The 23,763-nt window shown below is 53.7% G+C and carries 19 protein-coding genes; 10 read left to right on the forward strand and 9 right to left on the reverse strand.

Going from position 1 to position 23,763, the window contains the following annotated elements; all coding sequences use genetic code 11:
* Positions 1 to 290: 290 nt before the first annotated feature.
* The 4 genes from lpdA to pdhR all read right to left on the reverse strand — a co-directional run bounded on the left by lpdA (position 291) and on the right by pdhR (position 7,451).
* Complete coding sequence (gene lpdA / locus AAIE03_RS14210) at positions 291 to 1,715, reverse strand: dihydrolipoyl dehydrogenase (RefSeq protein ID WP_014606575.1); 1,425 nt, start codon at positions 1,713 to 1,715, stop codon at positions 291 to 293.
* Positions 1,716 to 1,998: 283 nt separating this feature from the next.
* Positions 1,999 to 3,903 (reverse strand): pyruvate dehydrogenase complex dihydrolipoyllysine-residue acetyltransferase, encoded by a 1,905-nt coding sequence (gene aceF / locus AAIE03_RS14215; RefSeq protein WP_498563054.1) that lies wholly within the window; start codon positions 3,901 to 3,903, stop codon positions 1,999 to 2,001.
* Positions 3,904 to 3,917: 14 nt separating this feature from the next.
* On the reverse strand, positions 3,918 to 6,584 hold the full coding sequence (gene aceE / locus AAIE03_RS14220; protein WP_014592928.1) for a pyruvate dehydrogenase (acetyl-transferring), homodimeric type: 2,667 nt from the start codon (positions 6,582 to 6,584) through the stop codon (positions 3,918 to 3,920).
* Positions 6,585 to 6,686: 102 nt separating this feature from the next.
* Positions 6,687 to 7,451, reverse strand: a complete 765-nt coding sequence (gene pdhR / locus AAIE03_RS14225; protein ID WP_013024636.1) for a pyruvate dehydrogenase complex transcriptional repressor PdhR — start codon at positions 7,449 to 7,451, stop codon at positions 6,687 to 6,689.
* 511 nt (positions 7,452 to 7,962) lie between these two features.
* Here pdhR and aroP point away from each other — a divergent pair.
* The 3 genes from aroP to AAIE03_RS14240 all read left to right on the forward strand — a co-directional run bounded on the left by aroP (position 7,963) and on the right by AAIE03_RS14240 (position 11,854).
* A complete protein-coding gene (aroP, locus tag AAIE03_RS14230) occupies positions 7,963 to 9,318 on the forward strand; it encodes an aromatic amino acid transporter AroP (protein WP_014592927.1) in 1,356 nt (451 codons plus the stop codon).
* 176 nt (positions 9,319 to 9,494) lie between these two features.
* Complete coding sequence (locus tag AAIE03_RS14235; RefSeq protein WP_014592926.1) at positions 9,495 to 10,898, forward strand: glycoside-pentoside-hexuronide (GPH):cation symporter; 1,404 nt, start codon at positions 9,495 to 9,497, stop codon at positions 10,896 to 10,898.
* Entirely contained in the window at positions 10,895 to 11,854 is a 960-nt protein-coding gene (locus tag AAIE03_RS14240) for a glycoside hydrolase family 43 protein (protein WP_014606578.1), read from the forward strand. Before AAIE03_RS14235 ends, AAIE03_RS14240 begins: the two co-directional genes overlap by 4 nt.
* On the opposite strand, the gene ampE is transcribed toward AAIE03_RS14240, so the two are convergent.
* Both ampE and ampD read right to left on the reverse strand, forming a co-directional pair.
* Positions 11,836 to 12,690: a beta-lactamase regulator AmpE gene (gene ampE / locus AAIE03_RS14245; protein ID WP_013024632.1), complete on the reverse strand. Its 855-nt coding sequence runs from the start codon at positions 12,688 to 12,690 to the stop codon at positions 11,836 to 11,838. The genes AAIE03_RS14240 and ampE overlap by 19 nt on opposite strands.
* 16 nt (positions 12,691 to 12,706) lie before the next feature.
* The gene (gene ampD, locus AAIE03_RS14250) at positions 12,707 to 13,258 is read right to left on the reverse strand and encodes a 1,6-anhydro-N-acetylmuramyl-L-alanine amidase AmpD (protein WP_014592923.1); all 552 of its coding nucleotides are present in this window, start codon (positions 13,256 to 13,258) and stop codon (positions 12,707 to 12,709) included.
* Between the two features lie 197 nt (positions 13,259 to 13,455).
* Between ampD and nadC the strand changes: the two genes are divergently transcribed.
* From nadC to hofC, 4 genes are all read left to right on the forward strand, one after another.
* On the forward strand, positions 13,456 to 14,352 hold the full coding sequence (gene nadC / locus AAIE03_RS14255) for a carboxylating nicotinate-nucleotide diphosphorylase (RefSeq protein ID WP_019106426.1): 897 nt from the start codon (positions 13,456 to 13,458) through the stop codon (positions 14,350 to 14,352).
* A 177-nt stretch (positions 14,353 to 14,529) separates the two neighbouring features.
* Positions 14,530 to 14,985, forward strand: coding sequence for a prepilin peptidase-dependent pilin (ppdD, locus tag AAIE03_RS14260; RefSeq protein WP_014606580.1), 456 nt, complete (start codon positions 14,530 to 14,532; stop codon positions 14,983 to 14,985).
* Positions 14,972 to 16,357, forward strand: a complete 1,386-nt coding sequence (gene gspE / locus AAIE03_RS14265; RefSeq protein ID WP_026021064.1) for a type II secretion system protein GspE — start codon at positions 14,972 to 14,974, stop codon at positions 16,355 to 16,357. Before ppdD ends, gspE begins: the two co-directional genes overlap by 14 nt.
* The gene (hofC, locus tag AAIE03_RS14270; RefSeq protein ID WP_498563055.1) at positions 16,350 to 17,549 is read left to right on the forward strand and encodes a protein transport protein HofC; all 1,200 of its coding nucleotides are present in this window, start codon (positions 16,350 to 16,352) and stop codon (positions 17,547 to 17,549) included. The genes gspE and hofC overlap by 8 nt, the downstream gene beginning before the upstream one ends.
* Positions 17,550 to 17,589: 40 nt before the next feature.
* Here the strand turns inward: hofC and AAIE03_RS14275 are convergent, their stop codons facing one another.
* Positions 17,590 to 18,630 carry a GMP reductase gene (locus AAIE03_RS14275; RefSeq protein ID WP_013024626.1) on the reverse strand — a complete coding sequence of 347 codons (1,041 nt, stop codon included), beginning with the start codon at positions 18,628 to 18,630 and terminating at the stop codon, positions 17,590 to 17,592.
* A 225-nt stretch (positions 18,631 to 18,855) separates the two neighbouring features.
* On the opposite strand from AAIE03_RS14275, the gene coaE reads away from it, so the two are divergent.
* From coaE to yacG, 3 genes are read left to right on the forward strand one after another with little or no spacing between them, the layout of a single operon-like run.
* Positions 18,856 to 19,473, forward strand: coding sequence for a dephospho-CoA kinase (gene coaE / locus AAIE03_RS14280; protein ID WP_014606583.1), 618 nt, complete (start codon positions 18,856 to 18,858; stop codon positions 19,471 to 19,473).
* Between the two features lie 3 nt (positions 19,474 to 19,476).
* Positions 19,477 to 20,220 (forward strand): cell division protein ZapD, encoded by a 744-nt coding sequence (zapD, locus tag AAIE03_RS14285; protein ID WP_498563056.1) that lies wholly within the window; start codon positions 19,477 to 19,479, stop codon positions 20,218 to 20,220.
* A gap of 8 nt (positions 20,221 to 20,228) precedes the next feature.
* Positions 20,229 to 20,426, forward strand: coding sequence for a DNA gyrase inhibitor YacG (gene yacG / locus AAIE03_RS14290; RefSeq protein WP_014606584.1), 198 nt, complete (start codon positions 20,229 to 20,231; stop codon positions 20,424 to 20,426).
* A gap of 31 nt (positions 20,427 to 20,457) precedes the next feature.
* Here the strand turns inward: yacG and mutT are convergent, their stop codons facing one another.
* Both mutT and secA read right to left on the reverse strand, forming a co-directional pair.
* Positions 20,458 to 20,853 carry an 8-oxo-dGTP diphosphatase MutT gene (gene mutT / locus AAIE03_RS14295; RefSeq protein ID WP_013024622.1) on the reverse strand — a complete coding sequence of 132 codons (396 nt, stop codon included), beginning with the start codon at positions 20,851 to 20,853 and terminating at the stop codon, positions 20,458 to 20,460.
* A 137-nt stretch (positions 20,854 to 20,990) separates the two neighbouring features.
* Positions 20,991 to 23,696 (reverse strand): preprotein translocase subunit SecA, encoded by a 2,706-nt coding sequence (secA, locus tag AAIE03_RS14300; protein ID WP_028714819.1) that lies wholly within the window; start codon positions 23,694 to 23,696, stop codon positions 20,991 to 20,993.
* Between the last annotated feature and the right edge of the window lie 67 nt (positions 23,697 to 23,763).

Below are 23,763 nucleotides of genomic sequence, written 5' to 3' on the forward strand. Positions count from 1 at the left end.
GAAATACGGTTCGCTTGTTATCAGCGGGTCAATGCTCTTAGGATTACGTTTATCAAATTGACGTTCATTATGTGAACTTCGCCTCAGAATAATGAGTACTGAACTTTCGGCTGTCTTGAATAACGAAACCAGACAGTAAAAAATGCGTTAATGGCGGGATTGACTACGCCATTTTTGCCCGTGTAAAGGTGTTAGCACAGGCGCCCTTTCTTTTATTCCTTTCATTATCCGATTGAATCTAAGCCATAAAAAAACGGCCCCATAAGGGGCCGCTATTTCAGTTCTGAAAATTATTTCTTTTTCGCTTTCGCGTTAGGCAGATCGGTGATGCTGCCTTCAAAGATTTCAGCGGCCAGGCCTACTGACTCATGCAGGGTCGGGTGCGCATGGATGGTCAATGCGATGTCTTCTGCATCACAGCCCATTTCAATGGCCAGACCAATTTCGCCCAGCAGCTCACCGCCGTTAGTACCGACGATGGCGCCACCGATAACGCGATGGGTTTCTTTGTCGAAAATCAGTTTGGTGATACCGTCTGCGCAGTCAGAAGCAATAGCACGGCCGGATGCTGCCCACGGGAATGTGGCAGTTTCATAGCTGATGCCTTTCTCTTTCGCTTCTTTCTCGGTCAGACCAACCCAGGCAACTTCTGGTTCAGTATAGGCAATGGACGGAATCACTTTCGGATCGAAGTAGTGCTTCAGACCTGAAATGACTTCTGCCGCAACGTGGCCTTCATGCACGCCTTTATGCGCCAGCATCGGCTGCCCGACGATATCGCCGATAGCGTAGATGTGCGGCACGTTGGTGCGCATTTGTTTGTCAACGCGGATAAAGCCACGGTCGTCAACCTCAACGCCGGCTTTATCTGCATCCATGCCCTTACCGTTTGGCACGCGACCAATTGCCACCAGAACCGCATCATAACGCTGGGCTTCGCCTGGCGCTTTTTTACCTTCCATTGAAACATAGATACCGTCGTCTTTTGCTTCAACGGCGGTCACCTTAGTTTCCAGCATCAGGTTGAATTTCTTGCTGATACGTTTGGTGAAGACTTTCACCACGTCTTTATCGGCAGCCGGGATAACCTGGTCGAACATTTCAACCACGTCGATCTCTGAACCCAGCGCATGGTAAACCGTCGCCATTTCCAGACCGATAATACCGCCGCCCATGACCAGCAGACGTTTAGGCACTTCTTTCAGTTCCAGCGCATCGGTTGAATCCCACACGCGAGGATCTTCATGAGGAATGAACGGCAGCTCGATTGGGCGTGAGCCCGCAGCGATAATGGCGTTGTCGAAGTTAATGGTGGTTGCACCACCTTCACCTTCAACCACCAGCGTATTCGCACCGGTAAATTTGCCCAGGCCGTTAACAACCTTGACTTTACGACCTTTTGCCATGCCTGACAGACCGCCAGTCAGCTGGTTAATCACCTTCTCTTTCCAGCTGCGGATTTTGTTGATATCCGTTTGCGGCTGACCAAACACAATGCCGTGTTCTTCCAGCGCTTTCGCTTCTTCAATCACTTTGGCAACGTGCAGTAGCGCTTTAGACGGGATACAGCCTACGTTAAGACAGACACCGCCGAGGGTGCTGTAGCGCTCAACCAGTACGGTTTCCAGACCTAAGTCAGCGCAACGAAAAGCTGCAGAGTAACCTGCAGGACCTGCCCCAAGTACCACGACCTGAGTTTTAATCTCTGTACTCATCATGACCTCTTATTGGATTTCCGGCGGGTCAGACGCTGAGCCTATCCCATTAGGCTAGTTAACTGGCCATATTGCGTATGTTGCTACCACCCTACCGTTGACGGGTTTGCGTGGCAGGTACGCAAGCTGACTGCGCCAATTATGCCTAATGGAATAGGCTCATGATGTCCTTATTCCACCGGGACATGTTCACCGCAAGAGTTTACAGAATTGTTAATAAACTGCCAACCGCGGTGCCCTGAATGTTACAAAAAGGCCGGCATTTGCCGGCCTTTTGCGCTTTTTACATAACCAGACGACGAATGTCTGACAGCATATTGCCAATAATGGTAATGAAACGTGCGCCATCTGCACCGTCGATAACGCGGTGATCGAAGGACAGAGAGATTGGCATCATCAGACGTGGTGCAAACTCTTTACCGTTCCACACTGGCTCCATCGCTGACTTTGACACACCAAGGATGGCCACTTCTGGCGCGTTAACAATCGGCGCAAAGTGGGTGGTGCCCAGGCCGCCAAGGCTGGAGATGGTGAAACAGCCGCCCTGCATGTCGCCTGCGGTTAGTTTGCCATCGCGCGCCTTTTTAGAGATCGCCATCAGTTCACGAGACAGTTCTGTGATGCCCTTCTTGTTCACGTCTTTAAAGACCGGAACCACCAGGCCGTTTGGCGTATCCACCGCCACACCGATGTTGATGTACTTTTTCAACGTCAGCTTCTGCGCATCTTCAGACAGTGAGCTGTTAAAGCGTGGCATCTGCTCAAGCGCCGCCGCCACCGCTTTCATGATGAAGACCACTGGCGTGTATTTCACGTCCAGCTTACGCTTCTCCGCTTCGGCGTTCTGCTGCTTACGGAAAGCTTCAAGCTCGGTAATATCGGTTTTGTCGAAGTGCGTAACGTGTGGGATCATGACCCAGTTACGGCTCAGGTTCGCACCCGAGATTTTCTGGATACGGCCCAGCTCCACTTCTTCAACTTCACCAAACTTACTGAAGTCAACTTTTGGCCATGGCAGCATGCCCGGCAGGCCGCCACCGCTGGCGGCGGCTGGCGCGGCTTCTGCGCGTTTCACGGCATCTTTAACGTAAGCCTGAACGTCTTCTTTCAGAATACGACCTTTACGGCCTGTGCCTTTAACTTTGGCCAGGTTAACGCCAAATTCACGCGCCAGACGACGAATGACCGGGGTAGCGTGAACGTAAGCGTCGTTCTCTGCGAACTCACCTTTGCTCTCTGTTTTAGCGGCGGCAGGTACTGCTGCGGCTTTCGCTTCAGATTTGGCAGCAGGCGCCGGTGCGGCTTCCTGTTTCGCAGCCGCAGGGGCAGCCGGAGCAGCACCTTCAACTTCGAAGACCATAATCAGTGAGCCGGTGCTGACTTTATCGCCCGTCGCGACTTTCAGCTCTTTGACGATACCCGCAAACGGTGCTGGCACTTCCATAGAGGCTTTGTCGCCTTCAACAACGATCAGTGACTGCTCGGCTTCCACCTTGTCGCCAACCTTAACGAGGATCTCGGTGACTTCAACTTCGTCTCCCCCGATATCCGGAACGTTAACGTCTTTTGCGCCCGCAGCCGCGGCAGGTGCCGATGCCGCTTCTTCTTTCACTTCTGGCTTCGCATCAGAGGCCGGTGCTGCACCTTCTGCTTCAAAGACCATGATGGCTGAACCGGTGCTGACTTTGTCGCCGGTCGCAATGGTGATCTCTTTGACCACACCCGCGAACGGAGCCGGAACTTCCATTGACGCTTTGTCACCTTCGACGACAATAAGTGACTGCTCGGCTTCGACTTTATCGCCAACCTTAACCAGAATCTCAGTGACTTCAACTTCGTCACCGCCGATATCCGGCACAGCAACTTCTTTGCTGGCAGTGGCCGCAGCAGCGGCTGGCGCAGGCGCCGCGTCCGCTTTCTTCTCTTCGGCGGCGGCAGGGGCTGCTTCCGCAGCGCCTTCAGCATCAAACATCATGATCAGCGAACCGGTTTCCACTTTGTCACCGGTTGCGATTTTGATCTCTTTCACCACGCCAGCCTGCGGCGAGGGAACTTCCATAGAGGCTTTATCGCCTTCCACGGTGATCAGCGACTGCTCGGCTTCCACCTTGTCGCCAACCTTGACCAGAATTTCGGTGACTTCAACTTCGTCTGACCCGATATCTGGTACCTTGATTTCAATAGCCATTACTCTGTTACCTCTTAAGCCAGACGCGGGTTAACTTTATCGGCATCGATCTTGAACTTCACGATCGCATCCGCCACGACTTTCTTATCGATTTCGCCACGTTTAGCCAGTTCACCCAGCGCGGCAACCACAACGTAAGATGCATCCACTTCAAAGTGGTGACGCAGATTTTCACGACTGTCAGAGCGGCCAAAGCCATCCGTACCCAGCACGCGGTAATCGCTTGAAGGCACATAGCTGCGAACCTGCTCAGCGAACAGCTTCATGTAGTCGGTGGAGGCCACGGCTGGCGCTTCGTTCATCACCTGAGCGATGTAAGGCACGCGTGGGGCTTCCGTTGGATGCAGCATGTTCCAGCGCTCACAGTCCTGACCATCGCGGGCCAGCTCGGTGAACGAGGTGACGCTGTAAACGTCTGAACCAATGCCGTAATCGGTCGCCAGAATCTGGGCAGCTTCACGCACGTGACGCAGGATAGAGCCTGAACCCAAGAGCTGAACTTTACCTTTGCTACCCTCAACGGTTTCCAGCTTGTAGATACCTTTACGGATACCTTCCTCGGCACCTTTCGGCATCGCTGGCATGTGGTAGTTTTCGTTCAGCGTGGTGATGTAGTAATAAATATTTTCCTGCGCTTCGCCGTACATACGAACCAGACCGTCATGCATGATGACTGCCACTTCGTAGGCATACGACGGATCGTAGGAGATACAGTTAGGGATCGTCAGTGACTGAATATGGCTGTGGCCATCTTCATGCTGCAAACCTTCGCCGTTCAGGGTGGTACGGCCTGATGTACCGCCGACCAGGAAGCCCCGCGCCTGTTGGTCGCCCGCCAGCCACATCAGATCGCCAATACGCTGGAATCCGAACATCGAATAATAGATGTAGAACGGAATCATCGGCAGGTTGTTGGTGCTGTAAGAGGTTGCCGCCGCCAGCCAGGATGATCCTGCGCCCAGCTCGTTAATCCCTTCCTGCAGAATCTGACCTTTCTCGTCTTCTTTATAGTAAGCCACCTGCTCACGGTCCTGCGGTGTGTACTGCTGACCGTTCGGGCTGTAGATACCAATCTGACGGAACAGGCCTTCCATACCGAAAGTACGGGCTTCATCCGCAAGGATAGGCACCAGGCGATCTTTGATCGATTTGTTCTTCAGCATCACATTCAGTGCACGCACGAACGCGATGGTGGTCGAGATTTCTTTGTTCTGCTCTTCCAGCAGCGCACTGAACTCTTCCAGCGCTGGCATTTCCAGCTTTTCAGTGAACTTCGGCTGACGTGATGGCAGGTAACCGCCTAACTTCTCACGCTGGCCGTGCAGATAGTTGTACTCTTCAGAGCCTTTATCGAAGGTGATGTAAGGCAGAGATTCGATCTTGTCGTCTTCGACCGGCACGTTGAAGCGATCGCGGATGTAGCGAACGCCATCCATGTTCATCTTCTTCACCTGGTGCGCGATGTTCTTACCTTCGGCGGTGTCGCCCATACCATAACCTTTAATGGTATGGGCCAGGATCAGAACCGGCTTGCCTTTGGTATCCTGCGCTTTTTTCAGTGCCGCATAGATCTTCTTCGGATCGTGACCACCACGGTTCAGTGCCCAGATTTCATCATCTGACCAGTCTTTCACCAGGGCAGCGGTTTCCGGATATTTGCCGAAGAAGTGCTCACGCACATAGGCACCATCACGTGACTTAAACGTCTGGTAGTCGCCGTCAACGGTTTCGTTCATCAGCTGGATCAGTTTACCGCTGGTGTCATTACGCAGCAGTTCATCCCAACGACCGCCCCAGATAACCTTGATCACTTCCCAGCCAGCACCGGCAAAAATGCCTTCCAGCTCGTTGATGATCTTACCGTTACCGGTGACCGGTCCATCCAGACGCTGCAGGTTACAGTTGATGATGAAAACCAGATTATCCAGTTTTTCACGGGTGGCGATGGTGATCGCACCTTTGGATTCTGGCTCATCCATCTCGCCGTCGCCCAGGAAAGCGTAAACGGTCTGACCGGAGGTATCTTTCAGACCACGGTGTTCCAGATATTTCAGGAATTTAGCCTGGTAGATGGCATTGAGTGGGCCCAGACCCATGGAGACGGTCGGGAACTGCCAGAATTCCGGCATCAGTTTTGGATGCGGATAAGAGGACAGGCCTTTGCCATCCACTTCCTGACGGAAGTTATTCATCTGCTCTTCAGTCAGACGACCTTCCAGGAAAGCACGGGCATAGATACCCGGAGAAATGTGGCCCTGGAAGTACACCAGATCGCCGCCGTCTTTTTCACTGCGCGCGCGGAAGAAGTGGTTAAAACACACTTCATAGATGGTGGCAGAAGACTGGAAGGAGGACATGTGGCCGCCAAGTTCCAGATCTTTCTTCGATGCGCGCAGCACCGACATGATGGCGTTCCAGCGAATGGCGGAACGGATACGACGTTCAAGTGAGGTGTTGCCCGGATAATCCGGTTCATCTTCAACGGCAATAGAGTTGATGTAGTTACTGATTGCGGCAGCACCGCCAGCAACTTTCACACCGCCTTTGCGGGCTGCACTCAGCACCTGATCAATCAGATACTGTGCACGTTCAACACCTTCTTCACGGATGACCGATTCGATCGCCTGTAGCCAGTCACGAGTTTCAATCGGATCCACGTCATTGTGTAAACGTTCTGACATGGGGGTATTCCTTATCTGTGTCTAATACGTTGAAAAATCGGGAGCCTGTTAACGTCAGGGAGACAGGCTCGTCGCACATGTTCGCACGATCTTTGCCGCACGTTATTCCTTACGTTGCTGTAAACGACGCAGGGAGCGTTCTCGACGGCTCTGCTCCCGACTTCTGTCCAGCAAGATTTCCTCAATGAACGCCAGGTGACGGTGTGAAGCCTCGCGTGCTTGTTCCGGCTCACGAGCCACAATCGCCTCGAAAATTCTGGCGCGGTGACCGCTCACTTTCGCCAGCATTTCCCGGCGCGAGTAGAGCAATTCAAAATTCTGTCGAACGTTCTGTTCCAGCATAGGTCCCATTGATCGTAGCAAATGCAAAAGCACGACATTATGGGCTGCTTCTGTGACAGCGATCTGATACTTCATTACTGCGTCTGCTTCAGCGTCGAGATCGCCGCTGTCCTGCGCCTGCTGAATATGAAGATGGCAGTCGCGAATCCGCTGTAAATCCTCTTCTGTACCGCGCAGCGCGGCATAGTAAGCGGCGATGCCTTCTAACGCGTGGCGCGTTTCCAACAGGTCAAACTGCGATTCCGGATGCTCGGCAAGAAGCCCAACGAGAGGATCGCTCACGCTCTGCCAGAGATGTTTCTGTACAAATGTTCCGCCGCCCTGACGGCGTAGTAACAATCCTTTCGCTTCTAAACGCTGGATTGCCTCACGGAGAGACGGACGTGAAACATCGAATTGTTTGGCGAGTTCGCGCTCGGGGAGCAACTTCTCTCCCGGCTGCAGCGTCCCTTCCATAATCAGGGATTCAAGTTGCTGCTCAATGGCATCGGAGAGTTTGGGTTGACGAATCTTAATGTAAGCCATCTTCCCTTCTTAGTGTGCCTGTCTGATAAAGTAAATTGGTAATACCAATTCAAAAAAGGAGCCCGTAAAGTAACAAAGTATTCACCTTGTGTCTATACGGCATCGGTGACATTAAGGTGACGTAAGGCTGTGCTTTTGCATTAACTGTTGAGTTGAAAAGTGGAAAACAGGGTGTTAACTCAATGTTAAATTTTTTCGGGTTTACCTAAAATTACACAAAGCTCCCAGTTAAACCGATTTAGCTCGCTGCGCTTTCCTTTCGCTGCGTTCAGGTTCTTTTTTTACCCACCTCGTCAACATCCCCCTTTTCCGCTGCTTCTTTTTCAGCCAACTCGTAACAGGTAAAGCGAAAGCAGGTGCAAAGCCATGCGCTTATCACTATTCTGGTCGGCAGGTTACAGCTGGCGGCATTACGCAAGTCAGATTCCCTAAAAATATCAGTCTTACGTGTATTTAATTCTTTACAGTCAGAGCATCCTGCGGCGAAGAATAACAACATCATGAGGTGTGTATGGAACAACAGCACGGCGAATCGCTGAAGCGCGGTTTAAAAAACCGCCATATTCAGTTGATTGCCCTGGGTGGTGCAGTGGGAACCGGCCTGTTTCTGGGCAGTGCGTCGGTTATCAAATCCGCTGGCCCGGCCGTTATTTTAGGCTATGCCATTGCCGGATTTATCGCTTTTTTAATCATGCGCCAACTCGGCGAAATGGTCGTAGAGGAGCCGGTCGCCGGCAGCTTCAGCCATTTCGCTTACAAATACTGGGGCAACTTCGCCGGTTTTGCCTCCGGCTGGAACTACTGGGTCCTGTATGTGCTGGTGGCGATGGCCGAGCTGAGCGCGGTGGGCAAGTATATCCAGTTCTGGTGGCCTGATTTTCCTACCTGGGCCTCAGCCGCCATCTTCTTTGTGCTGATCAACGCCGTTAACCTGACCAATGTAAAAGTGTTTGGTGAGATGGAGTTCTGGTTCGCCATTATTAAGGTGATTGCGGTTATTGCCATGATCCTGTTCGGCGGCTGGCTGCTGTTTAGCGGTACCGGCGGTCCACAGGCCACCGTGCGCAACCTGTGGGAGCAAGGCGGCTTTATGCCCAACGGCCTGGGCGGACTGGTGATGGTCATGGCCATTATTATGTTTTCGTTCGGCGGATTGGAGCTGGTAGGGATTACGGCTGCCGAAGCGGACAATCCTGAAACCACGATTCCTAAAGCCACTAATCAGGTGCTGTGGCGTATTCTGATCTTTTATATCGGTTCGCTGGCGGTACTGCTTTCTTTAATGCCGTGGACGCGCGTAACCGCAGAAACCAGCCCGTTTGTGTTTATTTTCCACGAGCTGGGCGATGCGATGGTGGCTAACGCGCTGAACGTCGTCATTCTGACTGCGGCGCTGTCGGTCTATAACAGCTGCGTTTACTGTAACAGCCGTATGCTGTTTGGTCTGGCGCAGCAGGGCAATGCACCTAAAGCGCTGCTGAACGTGGACCGTCGCGGTGTGCCCGTGATGAGTATTCTGGTGTCGGCCGTTGCCACGGCATTGTGTGTACTGCTCAACTTTCTTATGCCGGCTGAAGCGTTTGGCCTGTTGATGTCGCTGGTCGTTTCTGCCCTGGTCATCAACTGGGCGATGATTAGCCTGGCGCACCTGAAATTCCGTAAAAAGAAAAATCAGCAAGGCGTAACCACCCGATTCAAGGCCGTTCTCTACCCGCTGGGTAACTGGATTTGCCTGGTGTTCCTGGCCGGCATTCTGGTTCTGATGGCCATGACGCCGGGGATGGCCATCTCCGTCTGGTTGATTCCTGTCTGGCTGATCGTTCTTGCTATTGGCTATTTCGTCAAAAATAAGACGCAAAAAGCCTGATCCCCCTGCCCACCCGCCGCCATTTTTCAGCGGGTGGGCCGTCACCAGACCCGACGCGGTTCACACTTCTTCTCGCATGGCTGTTTTGTCCATCATCGCAACGATTTATTGCCGCTCATCCTGCTGATTAAACATTAATACTTCTTTTCTGTTTAATTGTTCTGCAGGAAACATTAATGACAGGTAAAACCCTCTCGTTCAGAGAAAAGCTGGGTTACGGCATGGGTGATGCCGGCTGCAACATGATTGGCGGTGCCGTCATGTTATTTCTCAGCTATTTCTATACCGACGTATTTGGCTTAGCCCCGGCGCTGGTCGGTGTGCTGTTACTCTCCGTCCGGATTCTGGATGCCATTACCGATCCGATAATGGGCGCGATTGCCGACAGAACCCAAAGCCGCTGGGGGCGCTTTCGCCCCTGGCTGCTGTGGGTATCGGTGCCCTACGTTATATTCAGTGTGCTGATGTTTACCACGCCTGACTGGAGCTATCACAGCAAAGTTATCTGGGCGTTTGTGACCTATTTTTTCATGTCCCTGACCTACACCGCGATCAATATCCCCTACTGCTCGCTGGGTGGCGTGATCACTAACGATCCTGGCGAGCGTGTATCCTGTCAGTCGTACCGTTTTGTGATGGTGGGGATTGCCACGCTGATTCTCTCGCTGTCTTTACTGCCCATGGCAGAGTGGTTTGGCGGCGACAATAAAGCGCGCGGCTACCAAATGGCGATGGGCGTACTGGCCCTGGTCGGCCTGGCGATGTTCCTGTTCTGTTTCGCAAACGTCCGTGAACGTATTCATCCTGCCGTGCCGACAAATGATGACCTGAAACACGATTTGCGCGATGTCTGGAAGAATGACCAATGGGTGCGCATTCTGCTGCTCACGCTCTGCAACGTGTGTCCGGGGTTTATTCGTATGGCGGCGACCATGTATTACGTGACCTGGGTAATGGGCCAAACGCCGCACTTTGCGACGCTGTTTATCAGCCTTGGCGTGGTGGGCATGATGCTGGGCAGTACGCTGGCCAAAGTGCTGACCGATCGCTGGTGCAAGCTGAAAGTCTTTTTCTGGACCAATATTGTCCTGGCCCTGTTCTCCTGCGGCTTCTACGGGCTTGATCCTCATGCCACCGTAGCAATCGTTATCGCTTACTTCCTGCTGAATATCCTGCATCAAATTCCTTCCCCCCTGCACTGGTCCCTGATGGCAGACGTGGATGACTACGGTGAATGGAAAACTGGCAAGCGCATCACGGGTATCAGCTTTTCAGGCAACCTGTTCTTTCTCAAGGTCGGGTTAGCGGTAGCAGGAGCGATGGTGGGGTTCCTGCTCTCCGCTTACGGTTACGATGCGGGAGCTAAGCAGCAATCCGCCCAGGCGATTAACGGCATCGTGCTGCTGTTTACCGTTATTCCTGGCATCGGCTATTTGATTACCGCGGGCGTAGTACGACTGATGAAAGTGGATCGTACCTTAATGCAAACCATCCAACGCGATCTTGCCCTGCGTCGCATCGCGGCACAGTCGGGCAGCAACCAGACGCTGAGCGAGATCCAGACAGGAGCACTGAAATGAGTGAACACTGGCCGAACCCCTTTATCGAACGGCGTGCCGATCCTTTTATCCTGCGCCACAGAGAGCACTACTACTTTATTGCCTCTGTGCCGGAATACGATCGTCTGGAAATCCGACGCGCCAGTACGCTAATGGACTTACGCCACGCGGAGCCGGTGGTGATCTGGCACAAGCCCGATATCGGTCCCTTCAGCGAGCTGATTTGGGCGCCGGAGCTGCATCACATTGACGGTCAATGGGTCATCTATTTTGCCGCAGCGCCCTCGCGTGACATCAAAGACGGGCTGTTTCAGCACCGCATGTATGCGCTGGTTTGCGAGGGTGAGGATCCGCTCAGCGGCCGCTGGCAGCCTGTACGCCAGGTTTTGAGCCATATCGACAGCTTCTCGCTGGACGCCACTCACTTCGTTCATCAGGGTAAAAACTGGTATTTATGGGCGCAGAAAGATCCCGGCATTCCGGGCAATTCCAACCTCTATCTTGCGGAGCTGCGCAACCCATGGACGCTTAAAGGTAAACCGGTCATGCTGAGCCGTCCGGAATATGAATGGGAGTGCGCAGGCTTTAGTGTTAATGAAGGGGCGGCGGCGATAGTGCATGGCGACCGGCTTTTTATTACCTATTCCGCCAGCGCAACGGATGAGAATTATTGTATGGGCCTGCTGTCGATTCCGCGTGATGCCGATCCGCTTAATGCCCTGGCCTGGCAGAAGTCAGCGCGGCCGGTATTCTCAACCAGTTGGGAGAACCGCCAGTATGGCCCTGGGCACAGCTGTTTTACCCAGGATGAAGCGGGGCGGGATCTGCTGGTCTACCATGCGCGCAACTATACGGAAATTGAAGGGGATCCACTGTGGGATGGCAACCGCCACACGCGCCTGAAATATTTTTACTGGCGTGAAGATGGCACACCGGATTTTGGCGTGCCACCTGCGGATCACACCAGCGTCCCGTAAATGGTCAAGAGCGCCACGACCACCACTAATACCAGTGAAATGCGTTTTGCCAGCGCCACCGCAACACGTGGCGTAGCAACCTTATCGGTATGAGGATCGCGTGCCAGTGAAAACTGCGCCAGCGTCGTCAGCACATGGTATTGAGAGCGATGCCTGTCGGTTAATGATGCAAACCAGGCAGGCAACGCTTTTTCACCATGCCCCAGCAGCGCATAGGCAACGCCCGCCAGGCGGACCGGGATCCAGTCAACCAGATGCAAAAGCGTGTCTACGCCTGATTGCGCGCGCGCCATTGGCGTACCGTGTTTTGCCAACCAGCTTTGCCAGGCCCGTAAAAAGGCGTAGCCGACCAGTAAAACTGGCCCCCATGCGCCGCCCACCACAAACCAGAACATTGGCGCCAGATAGAAACGAAAATTAATCCAGATAAGGGCGTTTTGTAACTCGCGTAAAAATTCGCGTTCGCTGCATTCAACCGGCACGCCGTGGATCAAGGTCAGTTCTGCCGCCATCGCCTGATGCGCGGCCGCCTCATCCCGACTCGCCGCCTGCAGATAGGCATGATAATGCTGACGCACCACACCGGCACCGATGCACAGTAATCCCACCACAATCCAGAACACAAGCTGCGGGATCCCAAACAGAATCCCTTTCAGGCTCCACACCACCAGCGCGGTCAATGCCATCACGACCAACAACATCAACAGAGTGCGCATGAGGGAAACCTGGCGACGGCGACGAAAAACAGGTTCAAGCCGATGATCCAGTTGCCAGTGCTCTCCCAGCTTAAACAGCCGCTCCCAACCTAAAACCAGTAACAAGGTAAATAACGTCATAGTTACTCCAGATAAATCACGATTTTTGTTGCGGTAACCGCTGCAGATAATATTGCCAGTTAAACGCCGGTCCGGGATCGGTTTTACGTCCCGGTGCAATGTCGCTGTGTCCGGTAATGCGAGCAGGCGTTATCGGATAGTGCTGTAACAAAATTTGCGTGACCTGATGCAGCGCGTGGTATTGCGCTTCGGTATAGGGCTCAACGTCCGTTCCTTCCAGCTCGATACCGATGGAAAAGTCGTTGCAGTTTTCCCGCCCTTCAAACTGCGATATGCCTGCATGCCAGGCGCGTTGATCAAAAGGAACATATTGCACAATCTCGCCATCACGACGAATTAAGCAGTGGGCTGCAACGCGCAAATGCGCGATATCAGCAAAGTAGGGATGCGCGTCTGAGGGCAGTGTGCCCGTGAACAGTTTATCGATCCACGGCCCGCCATATTCGCCAGGCGGCAGGCTGATATTATGAATGACCAGAAGAGAGGGCGCCTCGTTGTGCGGCCGTTCATTACAGTGGGGTGACGGTACCTGGCGCACACCGGTCAGCCATCCATGTTCTAATTTCATACTGATTTCTCATCGCGAAGTCGAATTGAGAATAGCATGAATTCTAAGGCATTATTGCGCCAAAATGCGCCGCGCCCTCCTCACTCTCGCCCGTTTGTTAAGTATACTAAACAAAAATCCCCTCGGGGCTGGCACCGCTTTGTTATCCAGGATATGGTAATCCCACTGTTATCTGTCTTTTGCTGGAGCTGAACGCTATGTCTGTGCGTCGCTATGATCCTGACAGTCGCCGGAGTGCGCTGCTTGAACGTATTGAAAATGATATTCCTGAAACGGTCGCACGCGCATTACAGGAAGATCTTGGCGGTGAGGTAGACAGCGAACGGGATATAACCGCCCAACTGTTGCCCGCCGAAAGTCGCGCCCACGCCCGGGTGATTACCCGCGAAGCCGGTGTTTTTTGTGGTAAACGCTGGGTAGAGGAAGTCTTCAACCAGTTGGGTGCCTATACCGCGCTGACATGGCACGTGGAAGATGGCCAAACGCTTACGCCGGATCAACTGCTGTTTGAAATCGAGGGCCCTGCCCGCCTGTTGCTCACCGCCGAACGCACCGCCCTGAACTTTGTGCAAACGCTGTCTGGCGTTGCCACCGAAGTCAGTCGCTATGTTGCGCTGCTGGAAGGCACACAGACTCAGCTTCTGGATACACGCAAAACCCTACCAGGGCTGCGCACAGCTTTGAAATATGCGGTGCTGTGCGGTGGCGGCAGCAATCACCGTCTGGGTCTGTCAGATGCCTTTTTGATTAAAGAAAATCATATCATTGCCAGTGGTTCGATTCGCGAGGCCGTGGAAAAAGCCTCCTGGCTCTATCCGGATGTACCGGTCGAAGTCGAAGTTGAGTCGTTAAAGGAGCTACAGGACGCGCTTACGGCGTCGGCCGACATCGTCATGCTGGACAACTTCACGCTGGATGAGATGCGCGAGGCGGTGAAGATAACCGAGGGCCGTGCGCTGCTGGAAGTCTCAGGCAACGTGACCGAAACGACGATCCAGGAGATTGCTCAGACCGGTGTGGACTATGTTTCCGTCGGCGCACTGACTAAACATGTCCATGCCCTTGATCTTTCTATGCGCTTTGACGCTAAATAACAGCTTGTGCCGTGCCGCTTGGCACGGCCTGTTTTGTGCTATTTCTTCCAGCGTAACCGCTGTATTGCTGTAACCCGCTGTATTTACTGCCTGCCCTTTTCCACTCTTTCCTTTTGCTGCTGTTAACGCCATCACAGGCTTTTTAAACTGCGACCTTCTTATTCAGGAGGTAATGCAATGATCTCTCAACGTGGATTCACGCTGGTCGAGTTAATGATTGTGGTCGGCATCGTGGCAATACTCAGCGCTATTGGGTTGCCCGCCTACCAAAATTATCTGCAGCGCGCCGCGCTGACCGACATGCTGCAAACGATGGTGCCGTTTAAAACGGCGGTTGAGCTTTGCGCCATTGAACGCGGCGGCCCGGACGCCTGCCAGGCCGGACAGCGAGGGATTCCGCAAGGCACAACATCACGGTATGTTTCAGCGGTCACCGTCGTGAACGGCACGATCACCCTGACAGGACAGGAAAGCCTTAACGGGCTGAGCGTTGAAATGCTGCCTGTGTGGGACAGCAATGAAGGCAGCATTCAGTGGCAGCGCACCTGTACCAGCGCTAACACCACGCTACGTGATAATTGTCAGGAGCAGTTCCGCTTTGCCGATCGGGGAGGTGCCTATGCCCACGTCTGATGATGCGATTGCGCTCATCTGCCAGCGCTTTCGGGCGATTGTCCTTGAGCACAGTGCGACACACTTGCGCCTTGCCGTTCCTGAAAGCGTCCCGGCGGGCCTGATGGAGGCATTACAGTTTGCCAGCCAGTGTCAGGCAGAGGTGGAGTGCTGGCCTCGTGCCCGGATAGAACAGTTTGAATCGATGCGTAAACCTTTGGTGGCCAATGAAAAAGCTCCCGGCGAATCGACCATTGATACGGCCAGTCAGCTTTTGCGCCAGGCAACTCTGCGTCGTGCATCGGATATTCATATCGAACCTTATCAGAGCACTCTGCGTATTCGCCTGCGGATTGACGGGGTCCTGCATCCTCTCCCCCTGCAGTTTGATACACAACCGGCTGCGCTGCTGGCACGACTGAAAATTCTGGCCGGTCTGGATATTGCCGAACGGCGCCTGCCTCAGGACGGACAGTTTAGTTGTGACATTGACGGAAAATCGGCCTCTTTTCGGCTCTCTACCCTGCCCGTTCAGGGCGGCGAAAAAGCCGTCGTTCGCCTGCTTCAGAGTGAGGGCGCGGCCTTGTCGCTGGACAAGCTGGGATTACCCACCGCGCAGTTACGCCTTCTGACCGCCGCGCTCAGGCAGCCACAAGGGCTGATTTTGGTAACGGGCCCTACCGGGAGTGGCAAAACCTTCACGCTTTACAGTGGCCTGAGCGCGATCAACCAGCCTGATAAGAATGTCTGCAGCGTGGAAGATCCTGTTGAAATCCCTCTCCCCGGTATCAACCAGACCCAGATTAATCCAAAGTATGGCCTTGATTTTAATCGCGTGTTACGCGCCCTGTTACGTCAGGATCCGGACGTGATGATGGTCGGTGAAATACGTGACGGCGAGACGGCGGAGATTGCCGTTAAGGCAGCTCAGACCGGTCATCTGGTTCTCTCTACCCTGCACACCAACTCGACAGCGGAAACCCTGACGCGCTTGCGTCAAATGGGCATTCCCGGTTATCTGCTGGGTTCCGCACTTCGTCTGATCGTTGCCCAGCGGCTGGTCAGGCGTTTGTGCCCTCACTGCCGTAAGCCAGCACAGGCTGTTGCCCACTTTCCCGCCTCACTTTGGCCCGGAACGTTACAAACCTGGCGGGCGCCGGGCTGCGATCACTGCTTCTCCGGTTATTTTGGTCGGCTGGCCTTGTTTGAATTACTGCCCATAACGGCTAAGTTACAAAACGCCATTGCCGCCGAAATGCCACTTGAGGGCTTGCTGAGTCTGGCAAAACAGCAGGGCATGCGCACCCTGCTGGCGTCGGGTCTTGAAGCCGTCAGCCGTGGGGATACCTCCCTGGAAGAAATGCAGCGCGTTGTCGGACTGGATAATGACTAGCCTTTATGTGTATCGCTGGCATGCGGTAGACGGCAGCGGAAGGTTGCAAACGGGCCACCATCTTGCGCCTGACGGCGAGACGTTGTTTTCTGACCTGGCACAGCGTCATTTACTGCCCGTCAGCTGGACGCGGGGAAAGGTGATGCGGCGAAGAGACTGGAAGTGGCAGCACAAAATTGACTTGATTCGCCAGCTCGCCACGCTGCTTAAGGCAGGCCTTCCTCTTTCACAAAGCCTGAGCCTGCTTGCCGAAGGACATTCGCAGACGCCCTGGCGAGCCTTGATGCTGGCTCTACAACATCAGATATTAGCGGGCGAACCTTTTTCCAGCGCCTTACGACAGTGGCCGCAAATATTTTCCCCGCTTTACCCGGCGCTCATGGAGGTGGGTGAGCTGACGGGCCAGCTGGATGTCTGCTGCGAGCAGCTGGCACTGCAGCAAACGCGCCAGCAACATTTGCGGAGCAAGGTGATCAAGGCGCTGCGCTATCCGCTGTTTATTCTGGCCGTCGCACTGACCGTTACCTGCGGCATGCTGCTGTTCGTCTTGCCGGAGTTTGTTTCCGTGTATGCTTCCTTCAATGCTCCCTTGCCTGCGTTCACTGCGGCCGTGATCGGGCTCTCTGAGCGATTACAGGCATGGGGATTCCCGCTAAGTGGATTGATTATTCTGCTGGTCGCAGGGTGGCAACAGTGGCGGCGGCGTTCTGAAAACTGGCAGCGGCGCGAACAGCGCGTTTTGATGCACATTCCGATCGTTGGCGGGCTATGGCAGGGCAATCAGCTGACACAAATCTACAGCGTTCTCCAGTTGACGCAGCAGGCTGGACTCACGCTGCTACAGGGACTGGAGGCAGCGAAAGTCACCCTGTCCTCGCGACTGTGGCAGGACGCCATCAGGCTGCTACAGAACCACATTGCGCAGGGTAATCCCCTGTATCTGGCGCTGAGCAATCATCCCTTATTTAGTCCGCTCTGCAGCCAGTTGATTCGCGTGGGGGAAGAGGCTGGCGCACTGGATGTGATGCTGGCGCGCCTGGCTGAATGGCATGAAGGGCAAACGCTGATGCGGGCTGATAACCTTGCCGCCTCGCTGGAGCCTGTCATGATGGTGGTGATTGGCGGCATCGTTGGCACGCTGGTGATTGCCATGTATTTGCCGGTGTTTGGGCTGGGAGAAGCGATGCAGTAAAGGCGCTGTATAGCCCTTACTGCATACGCAGCAGGCAACCTTAACGATTAAAGGTTCGGTTTTCCTGCTCGGCGACCCGAATAAAGGTGGTGCGCTTGGTTAACTCTTTCAGACGCTCAGCGCCAACATAGGTGCAGGCAGAACGAAGACCACCAAGGATATCGCGGAGGGTTTCCTCTACCGGCCCGCGTAACGGAAGCTTCACCGTTTTGCCTTCGGCCGCGCGGTATTCTGCGACGCTACCGGCATGACGCTTCATGGCCGATTCTGAACTCATGCCGTAGAACAGCATGAAACGCTCACCGTTTTCTTCTGTTATACGACCTTCGCACTCATCATGCGCCGCCAGCATGCCGCCCAACATGACGAAGTCTGCGCCACCACCAAAGGCTTTTGCGATATCGCCGGGTACGCTGCAGCCACCGTCGCTGACGATCTGACCGCTCAGACCGTGCGCTGCATCGGCACATTCAATAACCGCAGAAAGCTGGGGATAGCCGACACCAGTTTTGACTCGCGTGGTGCAAACTGAGCCAGGCCCAATGCCCACTTTGACAATATCCGCCCCAGACAGGATGAGCTCTTCCACCATCTCACCGGTTACCACGTTACCCGCGCAGATTGTCTTGCCGGGAAACGTTTCACGGGCACGCTTCAGGAAATCAACAAAGTGTTCAGAGTAGCCGTTGGCGACGTCGATGCAGATAAATTGTAGCGCATCGGAGATCGCCATGATCGCAATCAGTTTATTGAGATCGGCATCCGAGGTACCGGTTGAAACCATGACATAGTTCAGTACTGAACCCGGCACGCGCTGAACAAAGGCCCGCCACTCTTCCACGCTGTAATGCTTATGGACGGCCGTTAAAAGATGAAAACCTGCCAGCGCCTCAGCCATCATAAAGGTGCCAACGGTATCCATATTGGCGGCGATAACCGGGACGCCGCTCCAGCTCAGACCGGAATGCTTAAAGGTGAATCGGCGATCCAGCTCAACCTGTGAGCGACTTTTCAGCGTGGAGCGCTTGGGGCGAATCAGTACGTCTTTAAATCCCAGTTTCAAATCTTCTTCAATGCGCATACATCGTGTCCTGGTAAGAGGTTATACACTGCCGTACATGACGCCATCAGGGTTTTCCCTGTCTCATGATACGCGCCATTCCAGCCGCAACAAGACTGCGAATTTCACTTTATTTACGCTACAATCCATTACATTCAGATGCGGATTTTTAGTGTGATCCGGCACGCATTTTTTCCTGTAACGACGCGTTGACCTGCGTGATACTGACCGACTAAGAGAGTTCGAGTGAGAAATCCCCCCTACACCGTGGCGCTGACTGGCGGAATTGGCAGCGGTAAAAGTACGATTGCCGGGTATTTTGCTGCGTCCGGTGTCGATATCATTGATGCGGATGTCATTGCACGCGAAGTCGTTGAACCCGGCACGCCAGCGCTTCAGGCCATTATCGAACGCTATGGCGATGCGATATTGACCGAACAGGGAACCTTGCAACGTTCACGGCTTAGAGAAATCATCTTTGCGACGCCCGATGAGAAAAACTGGTTAAACGCGCTGCTTCACCCGCTTATTAATGCCCGGACGCAACAGCTTAAAGCTCAGGCGGCCTCACCTTATGTTTTGTGGGTCGTGCCCTTGCTGGTCGAAAACCGGCTGCAGCGCCAGGCCGATCGCGTGCTGGTGGTCGATACCGACGAAGAGACGCAGCTCAGACGAACGCTGCAGCGCGATAATGTTTCTCTTGAGCAGGCTAAACGTATTCTTGCAGCACAGGCCACTCGCCAACAGCGCCTTGACTGTGCTGACGATATTATTGATAACAGTGGCGCACCTGAAAAGGCGCTACCCCAGGTTGCCAAGCTTCATCAGCTTTATCTAAAGCTTGCGGCAACGAGACAGGATTAACTCATGAGTACAGTCGTTCTGTTTGAACATCCACTGAATGAAAAAATGCGTACCTGGCTGCGCGTGGAATTTTTGATCGACCAGCTGCATGACATTATGCCGCTGGAAAACACCGCCACGGCACTGACTTTTTTCCGCCTGGTTGGCGAATTACTGGATATCTTCGAGCGCGGCGACATGCGCACCGAGTTGCTGAAAGAACTTGAACGCCAGCAAACGAAACTGCGCGCCTGGGCGGATGTCCCCGGTGTCGATATGTCCGTGGTCGATGCATTGCGTGACAAACTCAAAGCGCAGTCTGTTTTGCTTAACAGCGCCCCACGAATGGGCCAGCAGCTGCGGGAAGATCGTCTGATTGCCCTGGTGCGCCAGCGACTCAGCATTCCCGGCGGATGCTGTAGCTTTGATTTACCCGGCCTGCACATCTGGCTGCACCTGCCCCAGGCGACGCGCGACGCGCAGGTGACGCGCTGGATGGAAACGCTTATCCCGCTGCACAGTACGCTGGCGATGTTGCTGGATTTGATTCGCCAGTCAGGCACCTACCGTTTACAAACCAGTTTGAATGGGTTTTACCAGGATAATGCTGAAGGCGCTGATTTACTGCGGCTGCAGCTGGAAATGGAGGATGCGCTGTATCCTCAGGTTTCAGGCCATAAAAGCCGTTTTGCGATTCGTTTTATGCCATTGGACAGTGAGCGCGGCAAAGTGCCTGCGCGCCTGAATTTCCAACTGGCCTGTTGTTAGAGGTGAACATGCAGGAAGAGATAATGACGGTGGAATGTCCACAGTGCGGTAAAACGGTGATCTGGGATGAACTCAGTCCGTGGCGGCCATTTTGCAGTAAACGCTGTCAGTTGATCGATCTGGGCGAATGGGCGGCGGAAGAGAAGCGCATTCCCAGCAGTGATGATTTAAACGACAGCGACAACTGGAGTGAGGAAGAGCGCTGAGTGAGACGTGGGGCTTTGTTGCCCCACTCTGTTAAAGTTCGCCCGCCACCAGACGTGCGATCAGCTCATGATTCGCCGCAGGAAACTCATCGGCGATCAGCGCCTGTTGATCGACCCAACGCTGTGGTTGCCCTTCTTTGCCCCAGGGTTCTCCTTTCCAGCCTTCCACCAGAAAAAAGTGCAGCGTCACGCGCAGGTCATCGTAAGTGTGATCTTTCGTGCCAATTGCCCGCGCCTGCGTCACTTCAATCCCGGTTTCTTCGGCCAGTTCGCGCACCAGCCCTTCCTCTGCGCTCTCACCGGCTTCAATTTTGCCGCCGGGAAATTCCCATTTATTGGCCATATAGGAAGAGGCCGCACGCTGGGCAAGGAAAATTTGTTTACTGGCATTACGAATGATGCCGACTGCAACCTGCAGGTGCTTCATGAAAATATCCCGAAGAGTGGGTGAATGAGGGCTGATTCTAAAACATGTTAAGCAGGTTGTTAACCGCTCAGGGGGCCGAATGGTCAGCGGAAAAGTAAAAAAAAAGGAGCCAGTGGCTCCTTTTCGTTAACCGCTTATCAGGCCAGACGACCGTGACACTGTTTGTATTTTTTACCTGAACCGCACGGACAAGGATCGTTACGCCCCACTTTGCGCTCACCACCCTGCTGCGCAAGAGATTCCGCCGCCAGAATTTCTTCGCTGGCGTGGCTCAGATGCTGCTGTTGCGCCAGACGCTCGGCCTCTTCACGACGCTGTTGCTCCATCGCTTCAACCTCTTCCGGCATGCGCACCTGGACTTTGCTCAGCGTGCTGATCACTTCGTACTTCAGCGTTTCCAGCATCGCGGCAAACATAGCAAAAGATTCACGCTTATATTCCTGCTTAGGATCTTTTTGCGCATAGCCACGCAGGTGGATGCCCTGACGCAGATAATCCATTGCGGCCAAGTGCTCTTTCCACAGCGAATCCAGCGTTTGCAGCATGACGCCTTTTTCAAAGTTGCGCATCATTTCTGCGCCGACAATCTCTTCTTTTGCCGCATAACTTTCGGCCGCGTGCGTCATGATACGTTCACGCAGTGTCTCTTCATGCAGATCCGGTTCTTTGTCCAGCCATTCGCTAATCGGCAGATCCAGATCGAAGTCGTTACGCAGGCGCTCTTCAAGGCCCGGTACATCCCACATTTCTTCCAGCGACTGAGGTGGAATGTAGCTGTCGATAATGGATTTATAGACGTCTTCGCGAATGCTGTTGATAGTGTCTGATACATCGGACACATCCAGCAGTTCATTACGCTGGCTGTAGATAGCACGACGCTGATCGTTGGCCACGTCGTCATATTCCAGCAGCTGCTTACGAATATCGAAGTTACGGCTTTCCACTTTACGCTGTGCGTTGGCAATGGCTTTGGTCACCCACGGATGCTCAATGGCCTCGCCCGGTTTCATGCCCAGCTTGCGCATCATGTTTGAAACACGATCCGAAGCAAAGATACGCATCAGCGCATCTTCCATTGACAGGTAGAAGCGTGAAGAACCGGCGTCACCCTGACGGCCTGCACGACCGCGCAGCTGGTTATCGATACGGCGAGATTCATGGCGCTCAGTACCCACGATATGCAGACCGCCAGAGGCCAGCACCGCATCATGACGAATCTGCCAGGCGGCTTTAATCTCGTTGATTTGCGCATCGGTTGGGTTTTCAAGCTCGGCAACGTCCGCATGCCAGCTACCGCCCAGCATGATATCGGTACCACGGCCCGCCATGTTTGTCGCGATGGTAACCGCGCCTGGTTGACCAGCCTGCGCCACGATATCCGCTTCGCGGGCGTGAAACTTAGCATTCAGTACGTTGTGTTTAATGCCTGCACGTGTCAGCTCGTTCGATACCACTTCTGATTTTTCGATGGAGATCGTACCCACCAGAACCGGCTGCCCGTTAGCCGTACGCTCACGAATATCTTCGATGATGGCGTCAATCTTCTCTTTCTCGGTCATATAAACCAGATCGGCAAGATCTTTACGCACCATCGGACGGTTGGTCGGGACAACAATCGTGTCGAGTTTGTAGATGGAACTGAACTCAAACGCTTCTGTATCAGCCGTACCGGTCATCCCTGCCAGCTTGTCGTAGAGGCGGAAGTAATTCTGGAAGGTGATTGACGCCAGCGTCTGGTTTTCGTTTTGAATTTCAACGCCTTCTTTGGCTTCAACGGCCTGATGCAGACCATCTGACCAACGACGGCCCTGCATCGTACGACCCGTGTGCTCATCAACAATGACAACTTCACCCTCTTTGACGATGTAATCAACGTCACGCGTGAACAGCGCATGGGCGCGAAGCGCAGCGGTAACGTGGTGCATCAGCATGATATTGGTCGGTGAATAAAGCGACTCACCTTCTACCATGATGCCCTGGCTCACCAGCAGTTCTTCAACTTTGACCAGGCCGCGCTCGCTCATATGTGCCTGGCGCGCTTTCTCATCAACCCAGTAGTCACCTTCGCCCTGGAAATTGTCTGAGTCTTCTTTTTCCTGACGAATCAGATGAGGAATGATTTTATTCACTTTGGTGTACAGGTCTGAACTGTCTTCTGCCGGACCCGAGATGATTAATGGCGTACGGGCTTCATCAATCAGGATGGAGTCAACCTCATCCACCAGTGCATAGTGCAGCTTACGCTGTACGCGCTCGTCAGGGCTGAACGCCATGTTGTCACGCAGGTAGTCGAAACCGTATTCGTTGTTGGTACCGTAAGTAATGTCTGCGGCATAAGCTTCACGTTTGGCGACGGAAGGCAGGCCTGACATGTTGATCCCGACGCTCAGGCCAAGGAACTCAAACAGGGGGCGGTTATTTTCCGCATCACGCTGGGCCAGATAATCGTTGACGGTAACGACGTGTACGCCTTTTCCGGTTAACGCGTTCAAATAGGCTGGCAGGGTTGCCGTCAGGGTTTTACCTTCACCGGTGCGCATCTCTGCAATACAGCGGTTATTCAGCACCATCCCGCCAATCAGCTGCACGTCGAAGTGGCGCATGCCAAACACACGCTTACTGGCTTCACGTACCGTCGCAAAAGCTTCAGGAATCAGGCTTTCGAGTGATTCCCCTTTTTTCAGGCGCTCACGGAACAGCTCAGTTTTGGCTTTCAGTTCTTCATCAGAGAGCGCTTCGAATTCCGGCTCCATCTTGTTGATGATATCAACGTTTTTGCGCATACGGCGCAAAGTACGATCGTTGCTGCTACCAAAAACTTTGGTCAACATTTTGATTAACATAATAAATATATTCTCAATTCAGCCGGGTCACCCGGACTGCGAAATCTAAAATGGGATTTAAAGCACA

Source organism: Pantoea sp. Ae19-2 (assembly GCF_059801205.1).

Coding starts and splice junctions, on each gene's coding strand:
- lpdA (WP_014606575.1), bottom strand. CDS start 1,715: ATGAGTACAGAGATTAAAACTCAGGTCGTGGTACTTGGGGCAGGTCCT.
- aceF (WP_498563054.1), bottom strand. CDS start 3,903: ATGGCTATTGAAATCAAGGTACCAGATATCGGGTCAGACGAAGTTGAA.
- aceE (WP_014592928.1), bottom strand. CDS start 6,584: ATGTCAGAACGTTTACACAATGACGTGGATCCGATTGAAACTCGTGAC.
- pdhR (WP_013024636.1), bottom strand. CDS start 7,451: ATGGCTTACATTAAGATTCGTCAACCCAAACTCTCCGATGCCATTGAG.
- aroP (WP_014592927.1), top strand. CDS start 7,963: ATGGAACAACAGCACGGCGAATCGCTGAAGCGCGGTTTAAAAAACCGC.
- AAIE03_RS14235 (WP_014592926.1), top strand. CDS start 9,495: ATGACAGGTAAAACCCTCTCGTTCAGAGAAAAGCTGGGTTACGGCATG.
- AAIE03_RS14240 (WP_014606578.1), top strand. CDS start 10,895: ATGAGTGAACACTGGCCGAACCCCTTTATCGAACGGCGTGCCGATCCT.
- ampE (WP_013024632.1), bottom strand. CDS start 12,690: ATGACGTTATTTACCTTGTTACTGGTTTTAGGTTGGGAGCGGCTGTTT.
- ampD (WP_014592923.1), bottom strand. CDS start 13,258: ATGAAATTAGAACATGGATGGCTGACCGGTGTGCGCCAGGTACCGTCA.
- nadC (WP_019106426.1), top strand. CDS start 13,456: ATGTCTGTGCGTCGCTATGATCCTGACAGTCGCCGGAGTGCGCTGCTT.
- ppdD (WP_014606580.1), top strand. CDS start 14,530: ATGATCTCTCAACGTGGATTCACGCTGGTCGAGTTAATGATTGTGGTC.
- gspE (WP_026021064.1), top strand. CDS start 14,972: ATGCCCACGTCTGATGATGCGATTGCGCTCATCTGCCAGCGCTTTCGG.
- hofC (WP_498563055.1), top strand. CDS start 16,350: ATGACTAGCCTTTATGTGTATCGCTGGCATGCGGTAGACGGCAGCGGA.
- AAIE03_RS14275 (WP_013024626.1), bottom strand. CDS start 18,630: ATGCGCATTGAAGAAGATTTGAAACTGGGATTTAAAGACGTACTGATT.
- zapD (WP_498563056.1), top strand. CDS start 19,477: ATGAGTACAGTCGTTCTGTTTGAACATCCACTGAATGAAAAAATGCGT.
- yacG (WP_014606584.1), top strand. CDS start 20,229: ATGCAGGAAGAGATAATGACGGTGGAATGTCCACAGTGCGGTAAAACG.
- mutT (WP_013024622.1), bottom strand. CDS start 20,853: ATGAAGCACCTGCAGGTTGCAGTCGGCATCATTCGTAATGCCAGTAAA.
- secA (WP_028714819.1), bottom strand. CDS start 23,696: ATGTTAATCAAAATGTTGACCAAAGTTTTTGGTAGCAGCAACGATCGT.